Annotated in this window: 17 protein-coding genes; 12 read left to right on the forward strand and 5 right to left on the reverse strand. The window is 73.2% G+C overall.

The window, feature by feature from the left end; all coding sequences use genetic code 11:
* Both ACFXMF_RS36905 and ACFXMF_RS36910 read right to left on the reverse strand, forming a co-directional pair.
* Positions 1–1,015 (reverse strand): glutathione S-transferase family protein (locus ACFXMF_RS36905; protein ID WP_380021001.1); only part of this gene is annotated, 1,015 nt, incomplete at its 3' end.
* Between the two features lie 97 nt (positions 1,016–1,112).
* Positions 1,113–2,750, reverse strand: a complete 1,638-nt coding sequence (locus ACFXMF_RS36910) for a M23 family metallopeptidase (RefSeq protein WP_379991371.1) — start codon at positions 2,748–2,750, stop codon at positions 1,113–1,115.
* 236 nt (positions 2,751–2,986) lie between these two features.
* Here ACFXMF_RS36910 and ACFXMF_RS36915 point away from each other — a divergent pair, with 236 nt between their 5' ends.
* From ACFXMF_RS36915 to ACFXMF_RS36945, 7 genes are all read left to right on the forward strand, one after another.
* Complete coding sequence (locus ACFXMF_RS36915) at positions 2,987–3,397, forward strand: cobalamin B12-binding domain-containing protein (RefSeq protein ID WP_360307822.1); 411 nt, start codon at positions 2,987–2,989, stop codon at positions 3,395–3,397.
* 89 nt (positions 3,398–3,486) lie between these two features.
* The gene (locus ACFXMF_RS36920) at positions 3,487–4,836 is read left to right on the forward strand and encodes an SWIM zinc finger family protein (RefSeq protein WP_360307825.1); all 1,350 of its coding nucleotides are present in this window, start codon (positions 3,487–3,489) and stop codon (positions 4,834–4,836) included.
* A gap of 126 nt (positions 4,837–4,962) precedes the next feature.
* Positions 4,963–6,441, forward strand: coding sequence for a DUF5691 domain-containing protein (locus ACFXMF_RS36925; protein WP_360307827.1), 1,479 nt, complete (start codon positions 4,963–4,965; stop codon positions 6,439–6,441).
* A 116-nt stretch (positions 6,442–6,557) separates the two neighbouring features.
* Positions 6,558–7,145 (forward strand): Uma2 family endonuclease, encoded by a 588-nt coding sequence (locus ACFXMF_RS36930; protein ID WP_379991370.1) that lies wholly within the window; start codon positions 6,558–6,560, stop codon positions 7,143–7,145.
* A gap of 112 nt (positions 7,146–7,257) precedes the next feature.
* A complete protein-coding gene (locus ACFXMF_RS36935) occupies positions 7,258–8,334 on the forward strand; it encodes an AAA family ATPase (protein WP_379991374.1) in 1,077 nt (358 codons plus the stop codon).
* Entirely contained in the window at positions 8,334–10,625 is a 2,292-nt protein-coding gene (locus tag ACFXMF_RS36940; protein WP_379991369.1) for a DUF5682 family protein, read from the forward strand. The genes ACFXMF_RS36935 and ACFXMF_RS36940 overlap by 1 nt, the downstream gene beginning before the upstream one ends.
* Positions 10,622–11,785: a VWA domain-containing protein gene (locus tag ACFXMF_RS36945; protein WP_379991368.1), complete on the forward strand. Its 1,164-nt coding sequence runs from the start codon at positions 10,622–10,624 to the stop codon at positions 11,783–11,785. The genes ACFXMF_RS36940 and ACFXMF_RS36945 overlap by 4 nt, the downstream gene beginning before the upstream one ends.
* 4 nt (positions 11,786–11,789) lie before the next feature.
* Here the strand turns inward: ACFXMF_RS36945 and ACFXMF_RS36950 are convergent, their stop codons facing one another.
* A complete protein-coding gene (locus ACFXMF_RS36950) occupies positions 11,790–12,512 on the reverse strand; it encodes a Uma2 family endonuclease (protein ID WP_379991373.1) in 723 nt (240 codons plus the stop codon).
* A 276-nt stretch (positions 12,513–12,788) separates the two neighbouring features.
* On the opposite strand from ACFXMF_RS36950, the gene sucC reads away from it, so the two are divergent.
* Positions 12,789–13,964: an ADP-forming succinate--CoA ligase subunit beta gene (sucC, locus tag ACFXMF_RS36955; RefSeq protein ID WP_360307845.1), complete on the forward strand. Its 1,176-nt coding sequence runs from the start codon at positions 12,789–12,791 to the stop codon at positions 13,962–13,964.
* Between the two features lie 16 nt (positions 13,965–13,980).
* On the forward strand, positions 13,981–14,865 hold the full coding sequence (gene sucD / locus ACFXMF_RS36960; RefSeq protein ID WP_360307848.1) for a succinate--CoA ligase subunit alpha: 885 nt from the start codon (positions 13,981–13,983) through the stop codon (positions 14,863–14,865).
* Positions 14,866–14,965: 100 nt separating this feature from the next.
* Here the strand turns inward: sucD and ACFXMF_RS36965 are convergent, their stop codons facing one another.
* Entirely contained in the window at positions 14,966–16,114 is a 1,149-nt protein-coding gene (locus tag ACFXMF_RS36965; RefSeq protein ID WP_379992462.1) for a sigma factor-like helix-turn-helix DNA-binding protein, read from the reverse strand.
* Between the two features lie 131 nt (positions 16,115–16,245).
* Between ACFXMF_RS36965 and ACFXMF_RS36970 the strand changes: the two genes are divergently transcribed.
* Entirely contained in the window at positions 16,246–18,009 is a 1,764-nt protein-coding gene (locus tag ACFXMF_RS36970; protein ID WP_379992463.1) for a DUF6350 family protein, read from the forward strand.
* On the opposite strand, the gene ACFXMF_RS36975 is transcribed toward ACFXMF_RS36970, so the two are convergent.
* Positions 18,006–18,668 carry a hypothetical protein gene (locus tag ACFXMF_RS36975; RefSeq protein ID WP_360307857.1) on the reverse strand — a complete coding sequence of 221 codons (663 nt, stop codon included), beginning with the start codon at positions 18,666–18,668 and terminating at the stop codon, positions 18,006–18,008. The two genes, ACFXMF_RS36970 and ACFXMF_RS36975, sit on opposite strands and share 4 nt — an antisense overlap.
* A 311-nt stretch (positions 18,669–18,979) precedes the next feature.
* Between ACFXMF_RS36975 and purN the strand changes: the two genes are divergently transcribed.
* On the forward strand, positions 18,980–19,624 hold the full coding sequence (purN, locus tag ACFXMF_RS36980) for a phosphoribosylglycinamide formyltransferase (protein ID WP_360307860.1): 645 nt from the start codon (positions 18,980–18,982) through the stop codon (positions 19,622–19,624).
* Positions 19,621–21,207: a bifunctional phosphoribosylaminoimidazolecarboxamide formyltransferase/IMP cyclohydrolase gene (gene purH / locus ACFXMF_RS36985; RefSeq protein ID WP_379992465.1), complete on the forward strand. Its 1,587-nt coding sequence runs from the start codon at positions 19,621–19,623 to the stop codon at positions 21,205–21,207. The genes purN and purH overlap by 4 nt, the downstream gene beginning before the upstream one ends.
* Positions 21,208–21,270 lie beyond the last annotated feature (63 nt).

A 21,270-nucleotide genomic window follows, 5' to 3' on the forward strand; every position in this document is an offset into this window, starting at 1 on the left:
TCCCAGGCCTGGTCGGCGGCGGGGCGGGGCATCCCGCGCACCTCGCAGGAGCAGTGGAAGCGGCTCCCGAGGGTGCCGGTGTCCGCCCTCCGCCCGTTCGGCCCCGCCCGTGCGGGGTGAGCCACAGCGCCGGGTCCGGCCCCTTGGGCACGATGCCGGTCGGATTGATCCGGTCGTGGGTGACGTAGTAGTGCCGCTTGATGTGGTCGAAGTCGACGGTGTCGCCGAAACCCTCGGTCTGGAACAGGTCGCGGGCGTAGGCCCACAGGACCGGATACTCGGTCAGCTTGCGCAGGTTGGTCTTGAAGTGACCGTGGTAGACCGCGTCGAACCGGACCAGCGTGGTGAACAGCCGGATGTCCGCCTCGGTGATCGTGTCGCCGACCAGGTAGCGCTGCCCGGTCAGCCGCTTCTCCAGCGCGTCCAGCCGGGCGAACAGCGCGTCGAACGCGGCCTCGTAGGCTCCCTGCGTGGTGGCGAACCCGCAGCGGTACACGCCGTTGTTCACGTCCCGGAACACGTCCGCGGCGACCGCGTCGATCTCGGCGCGTAGCGCTTGTGGATACAACTCCGGCGCGCCGGCGCGGTGCAGCGCGGTCCAGCGGGTGGACAGGTCGAGGGTGATCTGCGGGTAGTCGTTGGTGACGACGTGGCCGGTGGTCAGGTCGATGATCGCGGGGACGGTGACCCGGCCCGCGTAGGTGGGATCACTGGCCCGGTAGGCGTCGGCCAGGAAGGCCAGGCCGGTGACCGGGTCGCGCCCGTCCGGGTGATTGGTGAACCGCCACCCGGTCTCGTCCCGGATCGGGTCCACGATCGACAGCCCGAGTGCGTCCTCCAACCCGAGCAACCGCCGGACGATCACCGCCCGATGCGCCCAGGGACACGCGAGCGACACCACGAGCTGGTAGCGGCCGGCTGCCGCCTCGGGTCGTCCGGTGAAGCGATTGGCCTGTCGGACGAACTCGCCGCCCCGGCCCGACTCGGCGCTGAACTGCGGCTCGGATGTGGTCATGCGTCCACGGTAGATCGCCGAGTCCCGGGACGGGGGCCGCCGAGCCGAGGCCAGCTCGATCCGTCCGCCGGATCGGCCGCGCCGACCGTGCCCACCGTCAGGTCGGCTCCAGGCCCTTCGAGCGCAGCCACGGGAGCGGGTTGATCGGTGCGCCGCCGTCGGGGCGGACCTCGAAGTGCAGGTGCGGGCCGGTGCTGTTGCCGGTGTCGCCGCTGTAGGCGATCACGTCGCCCGCCTTGACCGGTCCGGAGCGCACCTTGGCCCGGGTCAGGTGGCAGTACCAGAACTCGGTGCCGTCCTTGGCGGTCAGGATCACCATGTTGCCGTAGGCGCTGTTCACCTCGGTGCGAACCACGCCGTCCATGACCGCGTAGACCGAGGTGCTCAGATCGACCGGGAAGTCGATGCCGGTGTGGGTGTGCGACCAGCGGGAGCCGGACGAGCCGAAATAGGCGCTGAGGCCGCGCTGGGTGACCGGGAGCACGTACTTGGGCCTGAGGGACTCCTTGCGCTTGCGCTCGGCTTCCTGGGCCCGCTGGGCCTCTTCCTGGCGCTCCTGGAGCGAGATCCGGCTCTGCGCGCGACTGGCCCGCTCGGCGAAGTCCTCGGCGCCGACCTGGAGGTCCAGCAACTGCTTGTCCATCGACGACATCAGCGGCAGGTCCTCGCCGCCCGCCACCGGATCCGCGTCCTTGGTCTCGGCGCCCGCCGTGTGCAGGCCGCCGACCGCGGCGACGGCCATCGCGGCCGCGCCCATCACCGCGAGCGGTGCGCCGGCGGTGAGCGGGAACCCGCGTTTGCGCTTGACCCGGACCTTGTCGGCGGCTTCCTTGGGCTTGGGTGCCTTGGCGGGCCGGCCCTTCTGCCCGACACGTTCGGCCGGCTCGACCCGCACCTCGGCCGGCGCGGCCTCGTTGTCGGTGGGGGCCGGCACGCTGTCGTCGTGGTCACCGGGATCGAATGCGGGCTCGACCGGCGCGCGGGTCGCGCCGTCGTCGAACAGGTTCGTCGTGGAGCGATTGCCGCCGGACCACATGTCCGCGTCGTCGCGCACCGGGGCGGGGGCGAACCAGGTGTCGGATTCCCATGCGGCGGTGTCCGAAGCGGCGTACCACATACCGGTGTTCGAGCCGCTGTCCCAGGACGGGTCGACGTACGGCGCGGTCTGCACCGCGGTGTCGGTGCCGGCCCGGTTCCCGGCCTGCGCGCCGTAGGCGTCGTACACACCGCTGTCGGCCCCGTCCGCGTAGCCGACGGCCGGGTAGCCGTACGTGCCGGTCGCGTCGTAGCCGCCCGTGACCGCGGTGTGCGCCCCGCTGTCGTATCCGGTCGGCGACCCGTAGCCGTACGCGTCGTAGGCCGGAACGGCGGTGTATCCCGAGGAGTCGTAGGCGGGTTGATACCCGGAGGCGTCGTAACCCGAGGAGCCGTGGCCCGGCGCGTCGTAGCCGACGGCGGTGTGGTTCGAGGTGCCGTGGTCGACAACGGCGTAGGTCCCGCTCGCGTCGTAGCCGTCGTAGGACGGCGTCGGCACGCCCCACCCGCCCGAGGAGTCGACCGCCTGGTAGCCGGAACCGCTCGCGTACGCGTTCGCGTCGTAGCCGGCGACTTGGCCGTACCCCTGGTCGTAGCCGCCCTGGATCGAACCGGACGAGCCGTAAGGGGAGTACGCACCCTCGGCGTCCGGCACGTAGCGACCCTGCTGATCCTCGCTCGGATAGCGAACGTCCGTCACCTACGTCGCCTTCGTCTCGGGGGCTGGTCGGAATCGGACTGTAGTGCTCTTGACGTTCACAGGACAATCCTCGCGAGAAGAACCGCAGGTCGGGCCGCCGAGCGGGTGACGGGCCCGGGCGGCCCGCGGCGGGCGCGGCGCAGGCGCCCGGGCCGGGCGGGGACCACCTTCGGCGAGCCGTCCCGAGCGCGGGTTACGCTCCGGGCGAGGGCTTCGCTAGGTACATGGAGGCAGTGATGGGTGTTTCCGGACCGATCCGGATCGTGGTGGCCAAGCCCGGACTCGACGGGCACGACCGGGGCGTCAAGGTGGTCGCGCGCGCACTGCGCGACGCGGGCTTCGAGGTGGTCTACACCGGCCTGCACCAGACGCCGATCCAGATCGTCGAGACGGCCATCCAGGAGGACGCCGACGCGATCGGTCTGTCGGTGCTCTCCGGCGCGCACATGACGCTGTTCGCGAAGGTCATCGAACTGCTCAAGGAGCGCGAGGCCGAGGACATCCTGGTGTTCGGCGGCGGCATCATTCCGGAGGAGGACGTCCCGGAGCTGAAGCGCATCGGCGTCGCGGCGGTCTTCACCCCGGGCGCGCCGACCACGGACATCGTCGACTGGGTGCACGCGCACGTGGCGACCACCCCTGCCTGAGCGGGCACTTCGCCCGGTTCCGGACAACCGGCGGGCGGGCTCGGCCGGCTCGTACACACGTGTCGGTGTCGGCCCGTACCGTGACCGTCATGCTGGAACGGTGGACCGCGGAACAGGTGCTGGCACTCGCGCCCGACGCCGCCTCACGCAAGGCCGGGAGCAGGTTGGCGGTGCCCCGACCGTGGTCGGCCGCGGGCAGCGCGGAGCTCGCCGGCGGGACCGCGGTGTGGGGGGTGTGCGCGGGTGGCGGCGCGACGCCGTACCGCACCGTGGTCGACCTCACCGGCCCCGCGTCGCAATGCTCGTGTCCCAGCCGCAAGTTCCCCTGTAAGCACGCGCTGGGCCTGCTGCTCCTGTGGGCCGCCGACCCGGTGGCCGTGCCGGTCGGCGGGACCGCCCCCGACTGGGCCGACGCTTGGCTGACCGGGCGCCGCGAGCGGGCCGACAAGGCCGCGTCGGCCTTGTCCGCGCCGGCCGACCCGATCGCGGCCCGGCGGCGGGCCGAGCGGCGCGAGGCCCAGGTGGCCGAGGGCGCCGAGCGGTTGCGCCGCTGGCTGGCCGACCGGGTCCAGCAGGGCCTGGCGGGCACCGAGCGCGAGGGATACGCCATGTGGGACGGCATCGCCGAGCGCATGGTCGACGCCAAGGCGCCGGGCTTGGCGGCCCGGCTGCGGGCGGCCGGGGCGATACCCGCGTCCGGGGCCGAGGGTTGGCCCGGCCGGCTGCTGGAGGACTACGCCGAGTTGTGGCTGCTCCTGCGCGCCCACGAACACGCCGACGATCTGGACCCGTCCCTGGTGGCCGGGTTGCGGGCCCGGATCGGCTGGACCGTGGACGCGGAGGACGTGCTGCGCAGGGCGCGCGACGCGGGCACCGTGGTGCACGACCGGTGGCTGGTGCTGGGCAGCCGGGACAGTACGGACGGCAATCTGACCGAGCGGCGGATCTGGCTGCGCGGCGCGCGGTCCGGCCGGCCGGCGCTCGTGCTGGCCTTCGGGCCGCAGGGGCGCGCGCCGCAACTGGCCCTGCCGGTGGGCCGATCGATCGAGGCGGACGCGGCCTTCCACGACGACGCGGTGCCGCTGCGGGCCGCGCTCGGCGAGCGCACCGGCGCGCCGATGCCGGGCGAGGAGCCGGTGGGGGTCGGCCCGGAGGAGGCCACCCTGGGCTACGCCGAGGCGCTGCGCAGCGAACCGTGGTTGGAAGCCTGGCCGGTGGTGCTGGCCGGCGTGGTCGCGGTGCCGGAACCGATGGGATGGCGGATCGCCGGCGCGGACGGGTTCTGGCTGCCGGTGGATCGGGCGCGGACCGGTGAGCAGGCGTTGTGGCGGTTGTCCGCGATGTCCGGGGGCGCCGGGCTGACCGTGTTCGGCGAGTACGGCGCGCGCGGATTCGTCCCGGTGACCGCGTGGCACGAGGGACAGGCCGTGCAGCTCTAGCCGGAGCCCGGGCCGCTCGCCCCGCCTCGGCGTGGGGCGGGATCGGCCGTCGGCCCGGAAGGGCCCGAAAACCATCACCGGCGCCGGTCGACACCATCGATCGGCCCGTGCGGAAAGGGAGTTCGGATGCGGGTGGCGGATCCGGTATGGGACGACCTGGTCTCGGCGGCGTTGGTGGGTACCGGCCGGCGGCCGGCCGCGGAGGTGCCCGCGCGGGACGCGCTGGGGGCGCTGGCCGCGCGGGTGGACCGGGCGGACGAGGCGGTGCGCTTGCTCGACCTGGCCGCGATCGTGATGGTGCACCGGCGGGCGGGCCGGCGGGCCCCGGCGGGTGCGCCGCCGGCGCCGTGCGGCGAGGTGGACTCCCGGCCGTCGGTGCCGGAACGGGCCCGGGTGCGGTTGCGGATCCTGCTTGAAGGCGACGGGATGGACTTCCTGCCCGAATGGCTCGCGCTGGCCCACGCGGCCGGACTGCGGGCGCCCGAGTCGGAGTTGCCCGCGTTGTTGACGGCGGCGCGCTCACGGACCGATCTGCGCGAGATCGTGGCCGACCTGGCCGGCCCGCGCGGCCGTTGGCTGGCCGGGCTCAACCCGGAGTGGGCGTGGCTGACCCGGGTCGCGGTGCCGGGCCCGGAGGATCCGGTCGAGTTGTGGCGGCACGGGCGCTTCGGCGAACGGCTGGCCGCGTTCGAGGCGTTGCGCACCGGCGATCCGGACGCGGCGCGGGGGCTGCTGGCCCGGGTCTGGAGTGCCGAGCCCGCGGAGGATCGGGCGGTGTGGGTGGCGGCGCTGCGCACCGGGTTGGCGGCGGGCGACGAGCCGTTCCTGGAGGAGGCGCTGGACGATCGGGCCAAGGTGGTCCGGGTGGCCGCCGCGCGGCTGTTGACCGAACTGCCCGGCTCGGCCTTCGCGGCCCGGATGCGCGAGCGGGCCCTGGCCTGCCTGCGGCCCGGCGCCGCGGGACGGGTGCTGGTGGTGCCGCCGAGCGGGTGCGATCCGGCGATGCGGCGGGACGGCATCGCGGAGACGTCGCCGACCGGGCGCGAGGACCACTCGTGGTGGCTGGGCGAGATCGTCGCGGCGACGCCGCTCGCGGTGTGGCGGGAGGTGTTCGGGGCCGGCCCCGAGGAGATCGTGGCGCGGGTGCTGCCGCGCCGATTCGCCGAGGACGTCCGGGAGGGCTGGGCCCGTGCGGCGGTGCTCCAGCGCGATGTCGACTGGGCCCGGGCGCTGGCCGGGCGGGGCGCGCCCACCCGGCTGCTGACCGTGCTGCCGGCGGCCGAGTGCGCCGAGCACGTGGCCCGGCACATCGCCGCGCACGGGCTGTCCGAGGCACTGCAACTGCTGACCAACTGCCCGGTACCGTGGCCGACGGCGCTGGGCGACGCGGTCCTGGACGCGCTCGCGGCGGCGGCCGAGGGCGGCGGCTACCCGTGGAGCTTCAGCGGCGCCCGGGACGTGGCCGGCCGCGGTCTGCACCCGGCCGTGGTCGACCGCGTGGAGCACCTGGCGCAGGGCGAGGGCGAATGGCCCAAAGCCTTCCGCGCCCTCGCCGACACCCTGCACTACCGGGCGACGATGCGCGCGGAGCTCCTGGGCGGCTGAACCCGGGTGCCCTCGGGCCGGACGGCCGGGCGGTCGATCGGTGGTCCAATCATCCGTCCGGGTGGACCACCGGATGTCCCCCGCCCGGCGGACCTCGGCGGCGCGAGAATGGGCGGATGGCCGACGACGCGGATCGGGACGATCCACTGGCGAGCCTGCGCCTGACCGCCCTGCGGATGTTGCGCGACTGCGGCGAGTTCCCCGAGAGCGTGTGGTGGGAGGCTTCTCCGGCCGGCCTGGTCATGCGGGCGTCGCCGGACTGGAAGCATGCCCGGATCCTCACCGGCCTGCGCCATCTGCTCGAACCCTCGCTGCCGGCCGAGATCCCGGTGTTGGAGGGCGTTGCCTTCGTGGTGGGCGTCGGCACCGAACGCACGCCCGACCTCGTCGTCCTCGATCCCCGAAAGAAGGCCGAATTCCGGGACGGGCACGCGACGTCCGCGTCCGGCGTCCGGATGTTCGTCGAGGTGACCTCGAACAGCACGCGCCGCGTCGACCTGCGGGAGAAGCCCGGCGAGTACGCCCGAGCCGAGGTGCCGGTGATGCTGATCGTGGACCGGGAAAAGCACGAGGTGATCGTGCACTTCGAGCCGGTCGACGGGCGTTACACGTTCACCGGGCGAGTACGGGCCGGCGCCCCGGTGCGCCTGCCCGAGCCGTTCGACGCGACCGTCGATACCGGGTTCCTGCTCGATCACCTGTGAGATCGGCACCCCCGAACGTGTCGGACCCGGGCGGCAGGATGGGTTCTGTTCGGGTTTGTTCGAGCCTTGGGGGAGCGCCGTGACTGTGTCCGCTGAACCGGTTGAGCAGAGTGTGCTCCGGGCGCATGCCGAGGACGCCTTCGCCGACGAACTGGCCGCGCTCGCCGCCGCCGACGAGCGTCCCCGACCGCCGCGCTGGAAGCTTTCGCCCTGGGCGGTGGCCACCTACCTGCTGGGCGGCACGCTGGCCGACGGCACGGTGATCTCGCCCAAGTACATCGGCCCCCGGCGGATCATCGAGGTCGCCGTCACCACGTTGGCCACCGACCGCGCGCTGCTGCTCCTCGGCGTGCCGGGCACGGCCAAGACGTGGGTGTCCGAGCATCTGGCCGCCGCCGTGTGCGGTGACTCCACGCTGCTGGTCCAGGGCACCGCCGGCACTCCCGAGGAAGCCATTCGCTACGGGTGGAACTACGCGCAACTGCTCGCGCACGGCCCCAGCCGCGCGGCCATGGTGGCCGGTCCGGTGATGCGCGCGATGAGCCGCGGCCTGGTGGCCCGGGTCGAGGAACTGACCCGGATCCCGGCCGACGTGCAGGACTCGTTGATCACCATCCTGTCCGAAAAGACGCTGCCGGTACCGGAGTTGAACGACGAGGTCCAGGCCGTGCGCGGGTTCAACCTGATCGCCACCGCCAACGACCGCGACCGCGGGGTCAACGATCTGTCCTCCGCGTTGCGCCGCCGGTTCAACACCGTGGTGCTCCCGCTGCCGGCGACCGCGGACGCCGAGGTGGACATCGTCAGCCGCCGAGTGGCCCAGCTCGGCTCCTCGCTCGACCTGCCGCCGGTGGCCGCCGCCGAGGCCGAACTGCGGCGCGTGGTGACGGTGTTCCGCGAACTGCGGGCCGGTCTGACCGAGGACGGGCGGACCAAGCTGAAGACCCCGTCCGGGACGTTGTCCACCGCCGAGGCGATTTCCGTGGTCACCGGCGGCCTGGCGCTGGCCGCACACTTCGGCGACGGCGTGCTGCGCTCGGCGGACGTGGCCGCGGGCATCCTGGGCGCGGTGGTCAAGGACCCGGCGGCGGACACCCTGGTCTGGCGCGAATACCTGGAGACCGCGGTGCGTCCGCGCGCCGACTGGCAGGACTTCTACCGGGCCTGCCGCGACGCGGACCGGGCCTGATGGCGCCCCCCGCGGTCGACCCGCCGATCCTGCTCGGCGTGCGGCACCACGGCCCGGGGTCGGCCCGGGCGGTGGCCGCCGCGCTCGCGCAGGTCGCGCCGGACATCGTGTTGGTCGAGGGCCCGCCCGAGGCGGACGTGCTGCTGTCCTTCGCCGCCGATCCCGACATGCGACCCCCCGTCGCGCTGCTCGCGCACGCGGCCGACGATCCCGCGCAGGCGGGCTTTTGGCCGTACGCCGACTTCAGCCCCGAGTGGGTGGCGATCCGGTACGCGGGCGCACACGGCGTGCCGATCCGCTTCGTCGACCTGCCGGTCGCGGTGTCCTTCACGCTCGACCGGGCCCGCAGGGAGCGCGCCGAGACCGACCCGCCCCGGGACGAGGAGGCCGCGCCCGCGCCGTCGCGCGTCGACCCGATCGCGGAACTCGCCGGGCTGGCCGGCCAGGACGACCCGGAGCGCTGGTGGGAGGACGTGATCGAGCACCGGCTGCCCACCGGCGGCGACGCGCTGACCCCGTTCGCCGCGCTCGCCGAGGCGATGGCCGCGCTGCGCGAGGACGAGCCCGCGCCCGACCCGGCGGCCGAACCCGACGTCGAGCGGCTGCGTGAGGCACACATGCGCCAGGGCATCCGGTCCGCGCGCCGCGCCGGCCACCGGCGGATCGCCGTGGTGTGCGGTGCCTGGCACCTGCCCGCGCTCGCCCGGCTCCCCTCGGCCGCCGCCGACCGCGCGCTGCTGGCGCCGCACCGGGCCAGGGTCAAGGTGGAGACCACCTGGGTGCCCTGGACGCACCGCCGACTCGCGCAGAGCTCCGGCTACGGCGCGGGCGTCGCCTCGCCCGGGTGGTACCGACACCTGTACACGAACACCGACGAACACGAGTTGTTGCCCCGCTGGTTCGTCCGGATCGCCGCGCTGCTGCGTGACGCGGGTCATCCGGTGTCCTCCGCCCACGTGATCGAGGCGACCCGGCACGCCAGTGCGCTGGCCGCGCTGCGCGGGCGCCCGCTGGCGGGCCTGGACGAGACGATCGAGGCGGTCCGCGCGGTGATGTGCGACGGGGTGACCGGCCCGCTCGCACTGGTGCACGACGCCCTCGTGGTGGGCGACGTGATCGGCGAGGTGCCCGACACGGTGCCCGCCGTACCGCTCCAGCGCGACCTGTCCCGCGAGCAGCGCCGACTGCGCCTGAAGCCCGAGCCCGCGCCCCGCGAACTCGAACTCGACCTGCGCAAGGAGTCGCACGCCGACCGCAGCCGGCTGCTCAACCGACTCGCCCTGCTGGACGTCCCGTGGGGTGTGCCGGCCCGGGCCCGGGAGAGCAAGGGCACCTTTCGCGAGACCTGGCGCCTGGACTGGCAGCCCGAGCTGGCCATCCGGGTCGCCGAGGCGGGCGTGTGGGGGACCACCGTGCTCGCCGCCGCCGCGGCGCGCACGGCCGATCTGGCGATCCGGGCCGAATCGCTGGCCGATGTCACCGACGTGGCCGAGCGCTGCCTGCGTGCCGACCTGCCCGACGCGCTGCCGCTGATCATGCGCGTCCTGGACCGGCGCGCCGCACTGGACACCGACGTGGGCAAACTCGCCGAGGCGCTGCCGGGGCTGGTGCGCGCGCTGCGCTACGGCGACGTGCGCGGCACCGACACCTCCGCGCTGGGCACCGTGGTGGCCGGCCTGGTGGTCCGGATCTGCGTCGGACTGCTGCCCGCCTGCGCGGGCCTGGACGACGACGGCGCCAAGGCGATGCGCCGACACCTGGACGCCGTGCACGCCGCCGTGCAACTGCTCGGCGACGAGCAACAGCAGGACTGGTACACGGCCCTGGACCGGCTCGCCGACCGGGAAAACCTGCCCGGCCTGCTCACCGGCCGGGCCACCCGGCTGCTGCTCGACCTGGGCCGGCTCGACCCGCGGGAGGCCGCCCCGAAGCTGGCCCGGGCGCTGACCCGAGGCGTTTCGCATCGCGAATCGGCCGCCTGGATCGAGGGATTCCTGGCCGGCGGCGGCATGCTGCTCGTGCACGACGAACGGCTGATGGCGCTGGTCGACGAGTGGCTCACCGACACCCCCGCCGACCTTTTCACCGAGATCCTGCCGCTGCTGCGACGCACCTTCGCCACCTTCGCGGCGGCCGAGCGGCGGATGCTCGGCGAGCGGGTGCGCACCCCCGCACAGCCGGCCGCCGCAGCCGCGACCGCGGATTTGTTCGACGGCGGGCGGGCGGACGCCACGCTGCCGCTGCTGGCCGACATCCTCGGCCTGCGACATCCGAAGGTGGCCATCGGATGAGCGAGAGCACGACCGAGGAACGTCTGCGCCGCTGGCGACTGGTGCTGGGCGGCGACGCGGACGGCACCGGCTACGGCCCCACCGGCGAAGACCTGCGGATCGACCAGGCCCTGGCCGCGCTGTACCGCCCGGAGACGCCGGCCCCGCGCGGCAGCAGGCGCGGCAGCGGCCCGCGCGCGGCCGGCCTGGGTGCCTCCGCGCCCTCGGTGGCCCGCTGGCTCGGCGACATCCGCGAGCACTTCCCGGCGGGCGTCGTACAGATCCTCCAGCAGGACGCGATCGAGCGGCTCGACCTGACCCGGCTGCTCCTGGAGCCGGAGATGCTGGCCGCCGTCGAGCCGGACGTGCACCTGGTCGGCACCCTGATCGCGCTCAACAAGCTGATGCCCGAGGCCACCAAGGAGGCGGCCCGCGCGGTGGTCCGCACGGTGGTCGACGACCTGGAGCGCCGGGTCGCGCAACGCACCACGAGCCTGGTCCAGGGCGCGCTGGACCGGGCCACCCGGATCAACCGTCCGCGCCACCACGACATCGACTGGAACGCCACGATCAAGGCCAACCTCAAGCACTACCAGGCCGAGCACCGCACGATCGTGCCGGAGCGCCTGGTCGGCTACGGCCGGCAGCGGCACGGGGTGCAAAAGGACGTGATCCTGTGCATCGACCAGTCCGGCTCGATGGCGGCGTCGGTGGTCTACGCGTCGGTCTTCGGCGCGGTGCTGGGCTCGATGCGCTCGCTCCGGACCTCGCTGGTCGTCTTCGACACGAGCGTGGTCGACCTCACCGAACGACTGAGCGATCCGGTGGACGTGCTGTTCGGCACCCAACTCGGCGGCGGCACCGACATCAACCGCGCCCTGGCCTACTGCCAATCGCTGATCACCCGACCCGCGGAGACGGTCGTCGTGCTGATCAGCGACCTGTACGAGGGGGGCGTCCGGGACGAGATGCTCCGCCGCGCGGCGGCCATGCAGGCGGCCGGCACCACCTTCGTCACCCTGCTCGCCCTCTCCGACGAGGGCGCTCCGGCCTACGACCACACCAACGCGGCCGCCCTCGCCGCCCTCGGCAGCCCGGCCTTCGCCTGCACCCCCGACCTGTTCCCGGAGGTGATGGCGGCGGCGGTCCAGGGCCTGCCACTACCGGTACCGGAGTCGTGACGGATCAGGTGAACGCGGCCGTGTCGATCGCGGGGAGGTCGTCGGGAAGTTCGAGCTTTGTTCCCAGGCCGACCTGGTGGGCGATGTTGTATCGGGGGTCCTCGCCGTTGTCGACCGGCTCGGAGTAGGCGATTGCCACCCCCTTTTGACGGTCGATCAGCAGGTAGACGGGGATCCCTGCTCGGGCGTACGTCCGATACTTTCCCTCCCGGTCGACATCGGCGTCACCTGGCGAAGTGATCTCGCCGACGAGACGAAGCATGGTCGAGGGGTACCAGCCGTCGTGGTTCCTGCGGAACTCGATGTCCGAAGCGTCGGCAAGGCGATGTTGCACCGCGAAATCCGGGATGAACGCGCCGGTCACATGGGCGTCGCCGACCGCTTCGGGACAGTAACCGACTCCCGCCACCGCGTGTGGGACGCCTGCGTTGCGCAACATGACCAGGATGTCGATCGCCCAGAAATTGTGCTGCTCGTCGGCGGGCGGTGCCATGCGGTAGATCCCCTCGATGAACTCCACGCGGATTCCCCGGGGAGCCGGTAGCGAGGCGATGAACTTCGTCGGGTCGCCGAAAGCGCCCGTGACCGTGGTCGGCGGAGCCTCCTTCCTTCGTCGGGACCGGGTTGCGTGACCATCGTGACCGTCCGTTCGTTCGTGCGCCGGGAATCCGGATAAGTGTGATTGTCGAGCGCGGCTGCTGGCGTGGGATCGGCCACATCGAGGCATCACGGTCTGTGCGGGTGTGTTCCCTGTGTCACGGTGGAACAGGCGTAAACGGGCGGATCTCGGCGCGCGGTGACGGCGTGTCCGGGGAACGACCCGGGGCGGGAGCGAGACCCTGATTCGGGGTCGGCACTCCTGCCCGATAGCCTGCAAGGCGGATCAGCTACGCGTGCGGACGCCGTCCACCAGAACTGGGGGCGAGCCTGCCGGACCTGTGCGACGACGGACGCGGCTGCGCATCTTCCGCATATCCGATCGCGATCACAAGGACGGACCCGCGTGGACCTGTTCGAGTACCAGGCGAGGGATCTCTTCGCTAAGCACGGTGTGCCGGTTCTGCCCGGTGAAGTCGTCTTCACGCCGGAGGAGGCACGGGCCGCCGCCGAGCGCATGGGCGGCAAGGCCGTCGTCAAGGCCCAGGTGAAGGTCGGTGGCCGCGGCAAGGCCGGCGGCGTGAAGCTGGCCTTCAGCACCGACGAGGTCGTCGAGAAGACCGAGCAGATTCTCGGCCTCGACATCAAGGGCCACATCGTCAAGAAGGTCATGCTGGCCGGTCTGGCCAAGCCGGTGGACGAGTACTACGTCTCGTTCCTGCTCGACCGCACCAACCGCACCTTCCTGGCGATGGCGTCGGTCGAGGGCGGCGTCGAGATCGAGGTCGTCGCCGAGGAGAACCCCGACGCGCTCGCCAAGATCCCGGTCGACGCGATCGAGGGCGTGACCGAGGCCAAGGCCCGCGAGATCGTCGAGGCGGCGAAGTTCCCGGCCGAGCTGCACGACCAGATCGTCGCGACCCTCAAGACGCTGTGGACCGTCTTCGTCGAAGAGGACGCCACGCTCGTCGAGGTCAACCCGCTGATCAAGTCCGAAGAGGGCAAGATCATCGCGCTGGACGGCAAGGTCTCGCTGGACGAGAACGCCGACTTCCGGCACCCCGACCACGCGGAGCTCGAGGACAAGGACGCGGCCGACCCGCTGGAGGCGGCGGCCAAGGCCAAGGGCCTCAACTACGTCAAGCTCGACGGTTCGGTCGGCATCATCGGCAACGGCGCGGGTCTGGTCATGTCCACGCTCGACGTGGTCGCGTACGCCGGCGAGAACCACGGCGGCGTGAAGCCGGCCAACTTCCTCGACATCGGCGGCGGCGCGTCCGCCGAGGTGATGGCGAACGGCCTGGAGATCATCCTGGGCGACGCCGACGTCAAGTCGGTGTTCGTCAACGTCTTCGGCGGCATCACCGCGTGCGACGCGGTCGCGAACGGCATCGTGCAGGCGCTCGAACTGCTGAAGCAGAAGGGCGAGGCGGTCACCAAGCCGCTCGTCGTGCGTCTGGACGGCAACAACGCGGAGCTGGGTCGGCAGATCCTCACCGACGCGAACCACCCGCTGGTCCAGCAGGTGGACACCATGGATGGCGCGGCCGAGCGGGCCGCCGAGCTCGCTGCCGCGAAGTAAGGGAGACCGACCCAACATGGCTATCTTCCTGACCAAGGACAGCAAGGTCATCGTCCAGGGCATGACCGGCTCCGAGGGGATGAAGCACACCCACCGGATGCTCGCCTCCGGGACGAACATCGTCGGTGGCGTGAACCCGCGCAAGGCCGGCACCACGGTCGACGTGGACGGCACCGAGGTACCGGTATTCGGCACCGTGGCCGAGGCCATGGCGGCCACCGGCGCGGACGTCACCGTGGTCTTCGTGCCGCCGAAGTTCACCAAGGACGCCGTGGTCGAGGCCATCGAGGCCGAGATCGGCCTCGCCGTGGTGATCACCGAGGGCGTGCCGGTGCACGACACCGCGCAGTTCTGGGCGCTCGCCGGCGCCAAGGGCAACAAGACCCGGATCATCGGGCCGAACTGTCCCGGCCTGATCACCCCGGGTCAGTCCAACGCGGGCATCATCCCGGCCAGCATCACCAAGCCGGGCCGGATCGGTCTGGTGTCCAAGTCGGGCACGCTGACCTACCAGATGATGTACGAGCTGGCCGACATCGGCTTCTCGACCGCCGTCGGCATCGGTGGCGACCCGATCATCGGCACCACGCACATCGACTGCCTCCAGGCGTTCCAGGACGACCCGGACACCGACGCGATCGTGATGATCGGCGAGATCGGCGGCGACGCCGAGGAGCGTGCCGCGGCCTACATCGCCGAGCACATCACCAAGCCGGTCGTCGGCTACGTCGCGGGCTTCACCGCCCCCGAGGGCAAGACCATGGGCCACGCCGGCGCCATCGTCTCGGGCTCCTCGGGCACCGCGCAGGCCAAGCAGGACGCGCTCGAGGCCGTCGGGGTCAAGGTCGGCAAGACGCCGTCCGAGACCGCGCGGCTGATGCGCGAGATCATGGCGGGCTGACCTCCCGGTCACCCGTGACCCACGACGCCCCGCGAGCCGCCGTCCAGGCGGCCCGCGGGGCGTCGTGGTTTTCCGGTGTGGGCGCACCGGCTCGTCGGCGCTACGACGTGCGGGGCAGCCCGTTGTCCACGCAGCTCGTGTCCAGGGTGAAGCCGGTCTCCGGGGCCAGCAGCGCGGCCGGACCGTGCGCGAGCGTGTCCCGAGGCGGCGAGGAGGGACCCCACCGCCGGTCGGCGGCGGGCGCCACCGGCCGTACCAGCGGCGTGATCGGCTCAGGGCGCGCGGCGGTGGGCTTCGGCGCGGGTGGTTGCCCGGCCGCCGGGGTCGGCTCGGCGGTCTCGGGGGCGGCCTCGGGGGTGGTCGAGGGCGGCTTTGCGGCGACGGTCTCCGGAGCGGGCGAGGCCGCGGCCGGTGCCGGCGGGGTCTCGAGGTCGGCGGGTACCGGCGGCACCCTGCGGGCCGCCTCGGACCCGGTGATCGGTCGGATCCGGTCGCCGCCCCGCGAGTCGCGCGAGGTGCCCGGAACGAGCAGCCGCGGCAGCGCGGCGATCAGCAGCGCGAGGATCGCCGCCGCGACCACCGTGATCAGTACCGCGGTCCGGGCCCGGCTGCCCACCCGGGAGGCGTGCGGACCGGGCACGCGCGGTTCGTGGCGGGCCGCGAGGTCGCGGGTGAGCGTGGTCAGGAAGTCGTGCGCCTCGGGGCAGTTCGGCGACGGGCCGGTCAACGCGGGCACCAGCTCGGCGAGGTCCTCGTGCGCGTGCAGGAGCCGGACCCGGGTGGCGTCGGTGGTCGCCTCGGTCTCGACCGCGACCTGCTCCGGCGACATCCCGAACAGGTGGCGCATCACGAACACCCGCCGACGATGGCTCGGCACCCGCTGGAGCGCGCGCAGGAGCGCGATGTCCTGGTCGCGACGCGCGTCGTCCTCGGCGTGCGGGACGACCCGGTCGGTGTGATCCGGATGCGGCACCAGCCGCCAGAGGGCGCGCCGCAGCAGGAACCGGCGACCCAGCGCGAGATCACCCGCAAGGGTGCGTACATAGGCGGCGTCGGCGGGGGTGTCGCCGACCTCCGGCAGGTCCCGCCAGACCAGCGCGAACGCGTGCCGGGTCACGTGTGCGGCCCGGGCCGGGCTCGCGGTCAACACATACGCGTAGCGCGCGATGTCGGGGGCGATCGCCGCGTACAGGGCGTCGAAGCCCGGGGTGGGTTCGCGCGGGTCGATCCGCTCGTCGTCGAGGCCCATGGGGGCGTGAGGTACCCGAGGGTCGATCGATAATGCATATTAAATGTGTTCAATCGATCAAATGGGGTGTTCTGTCACGTCTGGTGGTCATATGCGGCTCGGATCGTAGCCACGTGGGCAGCATGGGAATCGTGACCGAAACGCCGGAAACCGAGCACGGCCCGTCGGCGCCCTGGACGGTGGTCGGGTCCACTCCGTGGGCGGGAGTCGAGCGTTTTCCGGCTCTGCCGCCCGGGTCCCTCGGCGAGGCCCTGGGCCGGACCCCCGCGCCCGGGACTCCACAGCCCGAGACCCCTGAGCCCGACATCCCCGAGCCCGACAGCCCCGAGTCCGAGACCCCTGAGCCCAAGACCCCTGAGCCCGGGTCCGTCGAGCCCTATGTGCCCGAGCCCGAGTCGGTCGAGCCCGAGACTTCCCAGGCCGAGTCCCTCGAGTGCGAGAGCCCCGAGTCCGAGTCCGTCGAGTCGCCGGCCGCGCCGCCTTGCCCCGACGCACCGCCGATCGTCGTTCCGCCCAGGCCCGATCGTCCGCCCGTCGCGCTCCCGGCGTCGAACCCGGTCGAGACCGCGGGTCGACCCGCTCCGGGCGCAGGGCGGCCGTGGGGACCGCCGCCGCCCGGTCGTCCGCCGCTCGCCGTCCTGGCCGCGCTGCCGGGTCGGGCCGCCTTGGCCGGCTTCGCCCGTCGCCGTCCCGACACCGCCCGGATCGCGCAGGCCCTCGCCCGAGGCGTGGCGTCCGCGCTGCTCGCGGTCGGCGCGGGGCTCGGCACGGTGGCGATGCTCGTACTGATCGTGGCCATGTGCGGGGCCACCTCGGGCGGCTTCGATCACCCGCAGGCGCTGCTGCGGGTGATCGGCGGCATCTGGCTCGCGGTGCACCACGTCGGCTTCGAGTTCGTCGAGATCAGCCACACCGCGACCGGCTCGGTGGAACCGATCGTGACCGTCGTACCGCTGCGGCTGGCCCCGCTCGGCCTGACCGTGCCGTTGATCTGGCTGCTGTGCCGGCTCGGCCGCCGGCTCGCGGACGGCCTCGCCGGGACCGCGATCGTGCTCGGGTCGCAGGTACTGGTCTACACCGGGCTGATGTACACGGTGGCCGCCGGCGTCGGCACCGCGAGCGTGCGGCCGGTGTCCGGCACCGTCGCGACGGCCGCACTCGGTGTCCTGGCCGCGGGGGTGCTGGGCGCGTTCGGACCCGCGCTGGTGCGGATGCCGGCCGTGCGGGCCGGTCTGGCCTCGGCGGCGGTGCTCGCGGCGGGCGGGGCGCTCCTGGTGCTCGCGTGTCTGTTCGCGCACGCCGGCCAGGTCCGCGTGGCGCTGGCGCTGACCACGCACGACGCGGTCGGCTTCGCGGCGCTGGCCGTGTTGTGCGCGGTGCTGGTGCCCAACGCGATCGTGTGGGCGGTGTCCTACGCGGCCGGCACCGGGTTCGCGCTCGGCGCGGCCACCACGCTCGCGCCGACCGGCAGCACGTTCGGCCCGTTGCCCACCCTGCCCCTGTTCGCCGCGCTGCCCGGGCCCGCCACGGTGCCCTCGACCGCGTGGGCGCCCGCCGTGCTCCCGTTGCTCGCGGGCATCGCGGCGGGCCTGTTCGCGGCCCGGGCCGAGCCGCCCCGGGCCTGGCTCGCGGTCACCTCGCACGCGGCCGGCGCGGGTCTGGGCGTCGGCCTGCTCACCCTCGCCTCGACCCGCCTGGCCTCGGGCACCGCGGGCCTGGCCAATCTCGCCGAACTGGGCCCGAACGTGTGGCGCACCGCCGCCGCGCTGACCGTCGAGATCGCGCTGATCGCCGCCCCGACCGCGCTGATCACCACCTGGTGGCGCGGCCGGGACAACGCGAAGGCCGCCTCCGCCGAAGCGGAGACGGCCTTGGGGACGACCGGACCGACCTAGATCGTGCCGTCCACGAGGAAGTGGTAGCGCTCGGGCAGCTTGTCCAGGCAGCGCTGCTCGCCGGTCTTGGTGAGCGCGCTGTCCATGCAGTCGTAGTAGTCCTTGTTGGCCGCCTCGAACGTCCACACGCCCAGCACGTAGACCACCGCGATGGCGCCGGTGACCAGGCCCGCGAGCGCGGCGCCGGAGCGGGCGCCCGCCGGTCGGCGCACCCGCGGCCGGTGGGCCGGCCCACCCGGGGCGTGCCCCGGGTGCCGGGCGGTGCCGCCCGGACCCTCCTCGATCCGCGGCCCGGCCGTGGCCGGCGTCGACCCGCGCACCGTGCGGATGCCGAGCACCAGGGCGACCACACCCAGCACCACGCCCAGCACCAGACCCAGGTCGGACGGCAGGAACAGCGCGAAGAACACCGCCCACACCCCCGACCACAGCGCCAGTCGGCCATTGCGGACCCGGATGTCCTTCGGGTCGGGCTGTTCCCGCGGCTCGCGCGGTGCCCGCTGCGGCCGGTCCTCGCGGCCGTGCCGATCGCCCCCGTCGCCGCCGTCCCCTCGCCCGTTGCCGGGCACGTTCCACGGGGCGGCCGGCGGGCGATCGGGCGTACCCTCCGGCGGCGGGGCGTAGGGATCCCGCTCGTCGGTCTCGTTGCCGGTACTCATCCTCTGCCTGCCCTCGTCGTGCCGGATCGCGGGATTCCCTTCCCAGGATCGTACGTGTGCGGGGTGCACCGTAGTCGGGCGGCGGCGCCGTGTGGCCCCAAGGGCCTGCCGCCGGCCCCGTCGCCGGCATCCCACCCCGCCGGTTCGGTACTGCCTACCCCCTGACGCTATCGTTGCCGACGTACGGGCGCCGCTCCGTGTTCCCGCCTCCTGTCGGGGAACGCCCGCCGGACCCGTGCGAGATCCCGGCGAGAGCCCGAATGCATTCGGTGCCCCTCCCGCCCTTCCCTTCCGGAAAGAGCCGAAAAGCAGTGGCCGTTCACGCCCCGCGTACCCCTGGGCCGGCCCGGCTCGTCGTGCTGGTCTCCGGCTCCGGTACCAACCTCCAGGCCCTGCTCGACGCGTGCGCGGATCCCGCGTACGGCGCGCGGGTGGTGGCCGTGGGCGCCGATCGTGAGCGGATCGCCGGGCTGACCCGGGCCGAGCAGGCCGATGTCCCCACCTTCGTGGAGCGGGTCGGCGACCACCCGGACCGGGCAAGCTGGGACGCCGCGCTCGCCGACGCGGTCGCCGCGTACGAGCCCGACCTGGTGGTCTCGGCCGGCTTCATGAAGATCCTGGGCCCGCGTTTCCTGGCCCGGTTCGAGGGACGCACCGTCAACACCCACCCCGCACTGCTGCCCTCGTTCCCCGGCGCGCACGGCGTCCGGGACGCGCTCGCGTACGGCGCCAAGGTGACCGGTTGCACGGTCCACCTGGTGGACGCCGGCGTGGACACCGGGCCGATCATCGCTCAGGGCGTCGTCACGGTCGAGGACGGCGATCACGCCGACGGCGGCGAGGCGTTGCACGAGCGCATCAAGACTGTCGAGCGCACCCTGCTCGTCGAGGTCGTGGGCCGGCTGGCCCGCGAGGGCTACCGCATCGAAGGAAGAAAGGTCCGGATCCCCGCATGACTTCCGCCGCCCCCACCCCCACCGCCACCGAGGACGAGGCACGCCGCCCGATCCGTCGCGCGTTGATCAGCGTGTACGACAAGACCGGCCTGGAGGAGCTGGCCCAGGGCCTGCACGCGGCCGGCGTCGAGCTGGTCTCCACCGGCTCCACCGCCGGGCGGATCGCCGCCGCCGGTGTTCCGGTGACCAAGGTCGAGGAACTGACCGGATTCCCGGAGTGCCTGGACGGCCGGGTCAAGACCCTGCACCCGCGCGTGCACGCCGGCATCCTGGCCGACCTGCGCCTGGAGTCGCACCGCGCGCAGCTCGAAGAGCTGGACGTACGGCCGTTCGACCTGGTCGTGGTCAACCTGTATCCGTTCTCCGCCACCGTCGAGTCGGGCGCGTCCGACGACGAGTGTGTCGAGCAGATCGACATCGGCGGCCCGTCGATGGTCCGCGCCGCGGCCAAGAACCACCCGTCCGTCGCGGTGGTGACCAGCCCGGACCGCTACGCCGACGTGCTCGCCGCGATCGAGGTCGGCGGCTTCGACCTCGCGCAGCGCAAGCGGCTCGCGGGCGAGGCATTCGGGCACACCGCCGCCTACGACGTCGCGGTCGCCTCCTGGTTCTCGAACGGCTACGCGCCGGCCGACCAGGAGAGCTTCCCGGCCTTCCTCGGCTCGGTCCGCCGCCGGGAGAACGTGCTCCGCTACGGCGAGAACCCGCACCAGGCCGCGGCCCTGTACGTGGACGGCACCGGCGGCCTCGCGGGCGCCGAGCAGTTCCACGGCAAGGAGATGTCCTACAACAACTACATGGACACCGACGCGGCCCGGCGCGCCGCGTACGACCACGAGCAGCCGTGCGTGGCGATCATCAAGCACGCCAACCCGTGCGGGATCGCGATCGGCGCCGATGTCGCCGAGGCGCACCGCAGGGCGCACGCGAGCGACCCGGTCTCCGCCTACGGCGGCGTGATCGCGGTCAACCGCCCGGTGAGCGTGGCGATGGCCGAGCAGGTCACGGAGATCTTCACCGAGGTGATCGTCGCGCCCGACTACGAGGACGGCGCGGTCGAGGTGCTCGCCCGCAAGAAGAACATCCGGGTGCTGCGCGCTCCCGAGGCGCCGCGCACGCCCGCCGAGTTCCGCCAGATCGACGGCGGGCTGCTGTTGCAGAACGCGGACCGCTACCAGGCGCCCGGCGACGACTCGGCGGCCTGGACGTTGGCCACCGGCGAGCCCGTCGACGCCGAGACGCTGCGCGACCTGGTGTTCGCCTGGCGCTCGGTGCGCGCGGTCAAGTCCAACGCGATCCTGCTCGCGTCCGGCGGCGCCACCGTGGGCGTGGGCATGGGGCAGGTCAACCGGGTCGACTCGGCCAAGCTGGCCGTGCAGCGCGCCGGCGAGCGGGCGGCCGGCTCGGTGGCCGCGTCCGACGCGTTCTTCCCGTTCGCCGACGGCCTGGAGGTGCTGATCGCGGGCGGCGTGCGCGCGGTGGTCCAGCCCGGCGGTTCGGTCCGCGACGAACAGGTGATCGAGGCGGCGCGGGCGGCCGGGATCACCATGTACTTCACCGGAACCCGGCACTTCTTCCACTGAGTCCGCACCTTCCACCGAGCCGCACCGGGCCGACGGCCCGGACCCGAAACACACGCGAGGCGC

This window comes from Embleya sp. NPDC059213, from assembly GCF_042754445.1.
Taxonomy (GTDB): domain Bacteria; phylum Actinomycetota; class Actinomycetes; order Streptomycetales; family Streptomycetaceae; genus Embleya.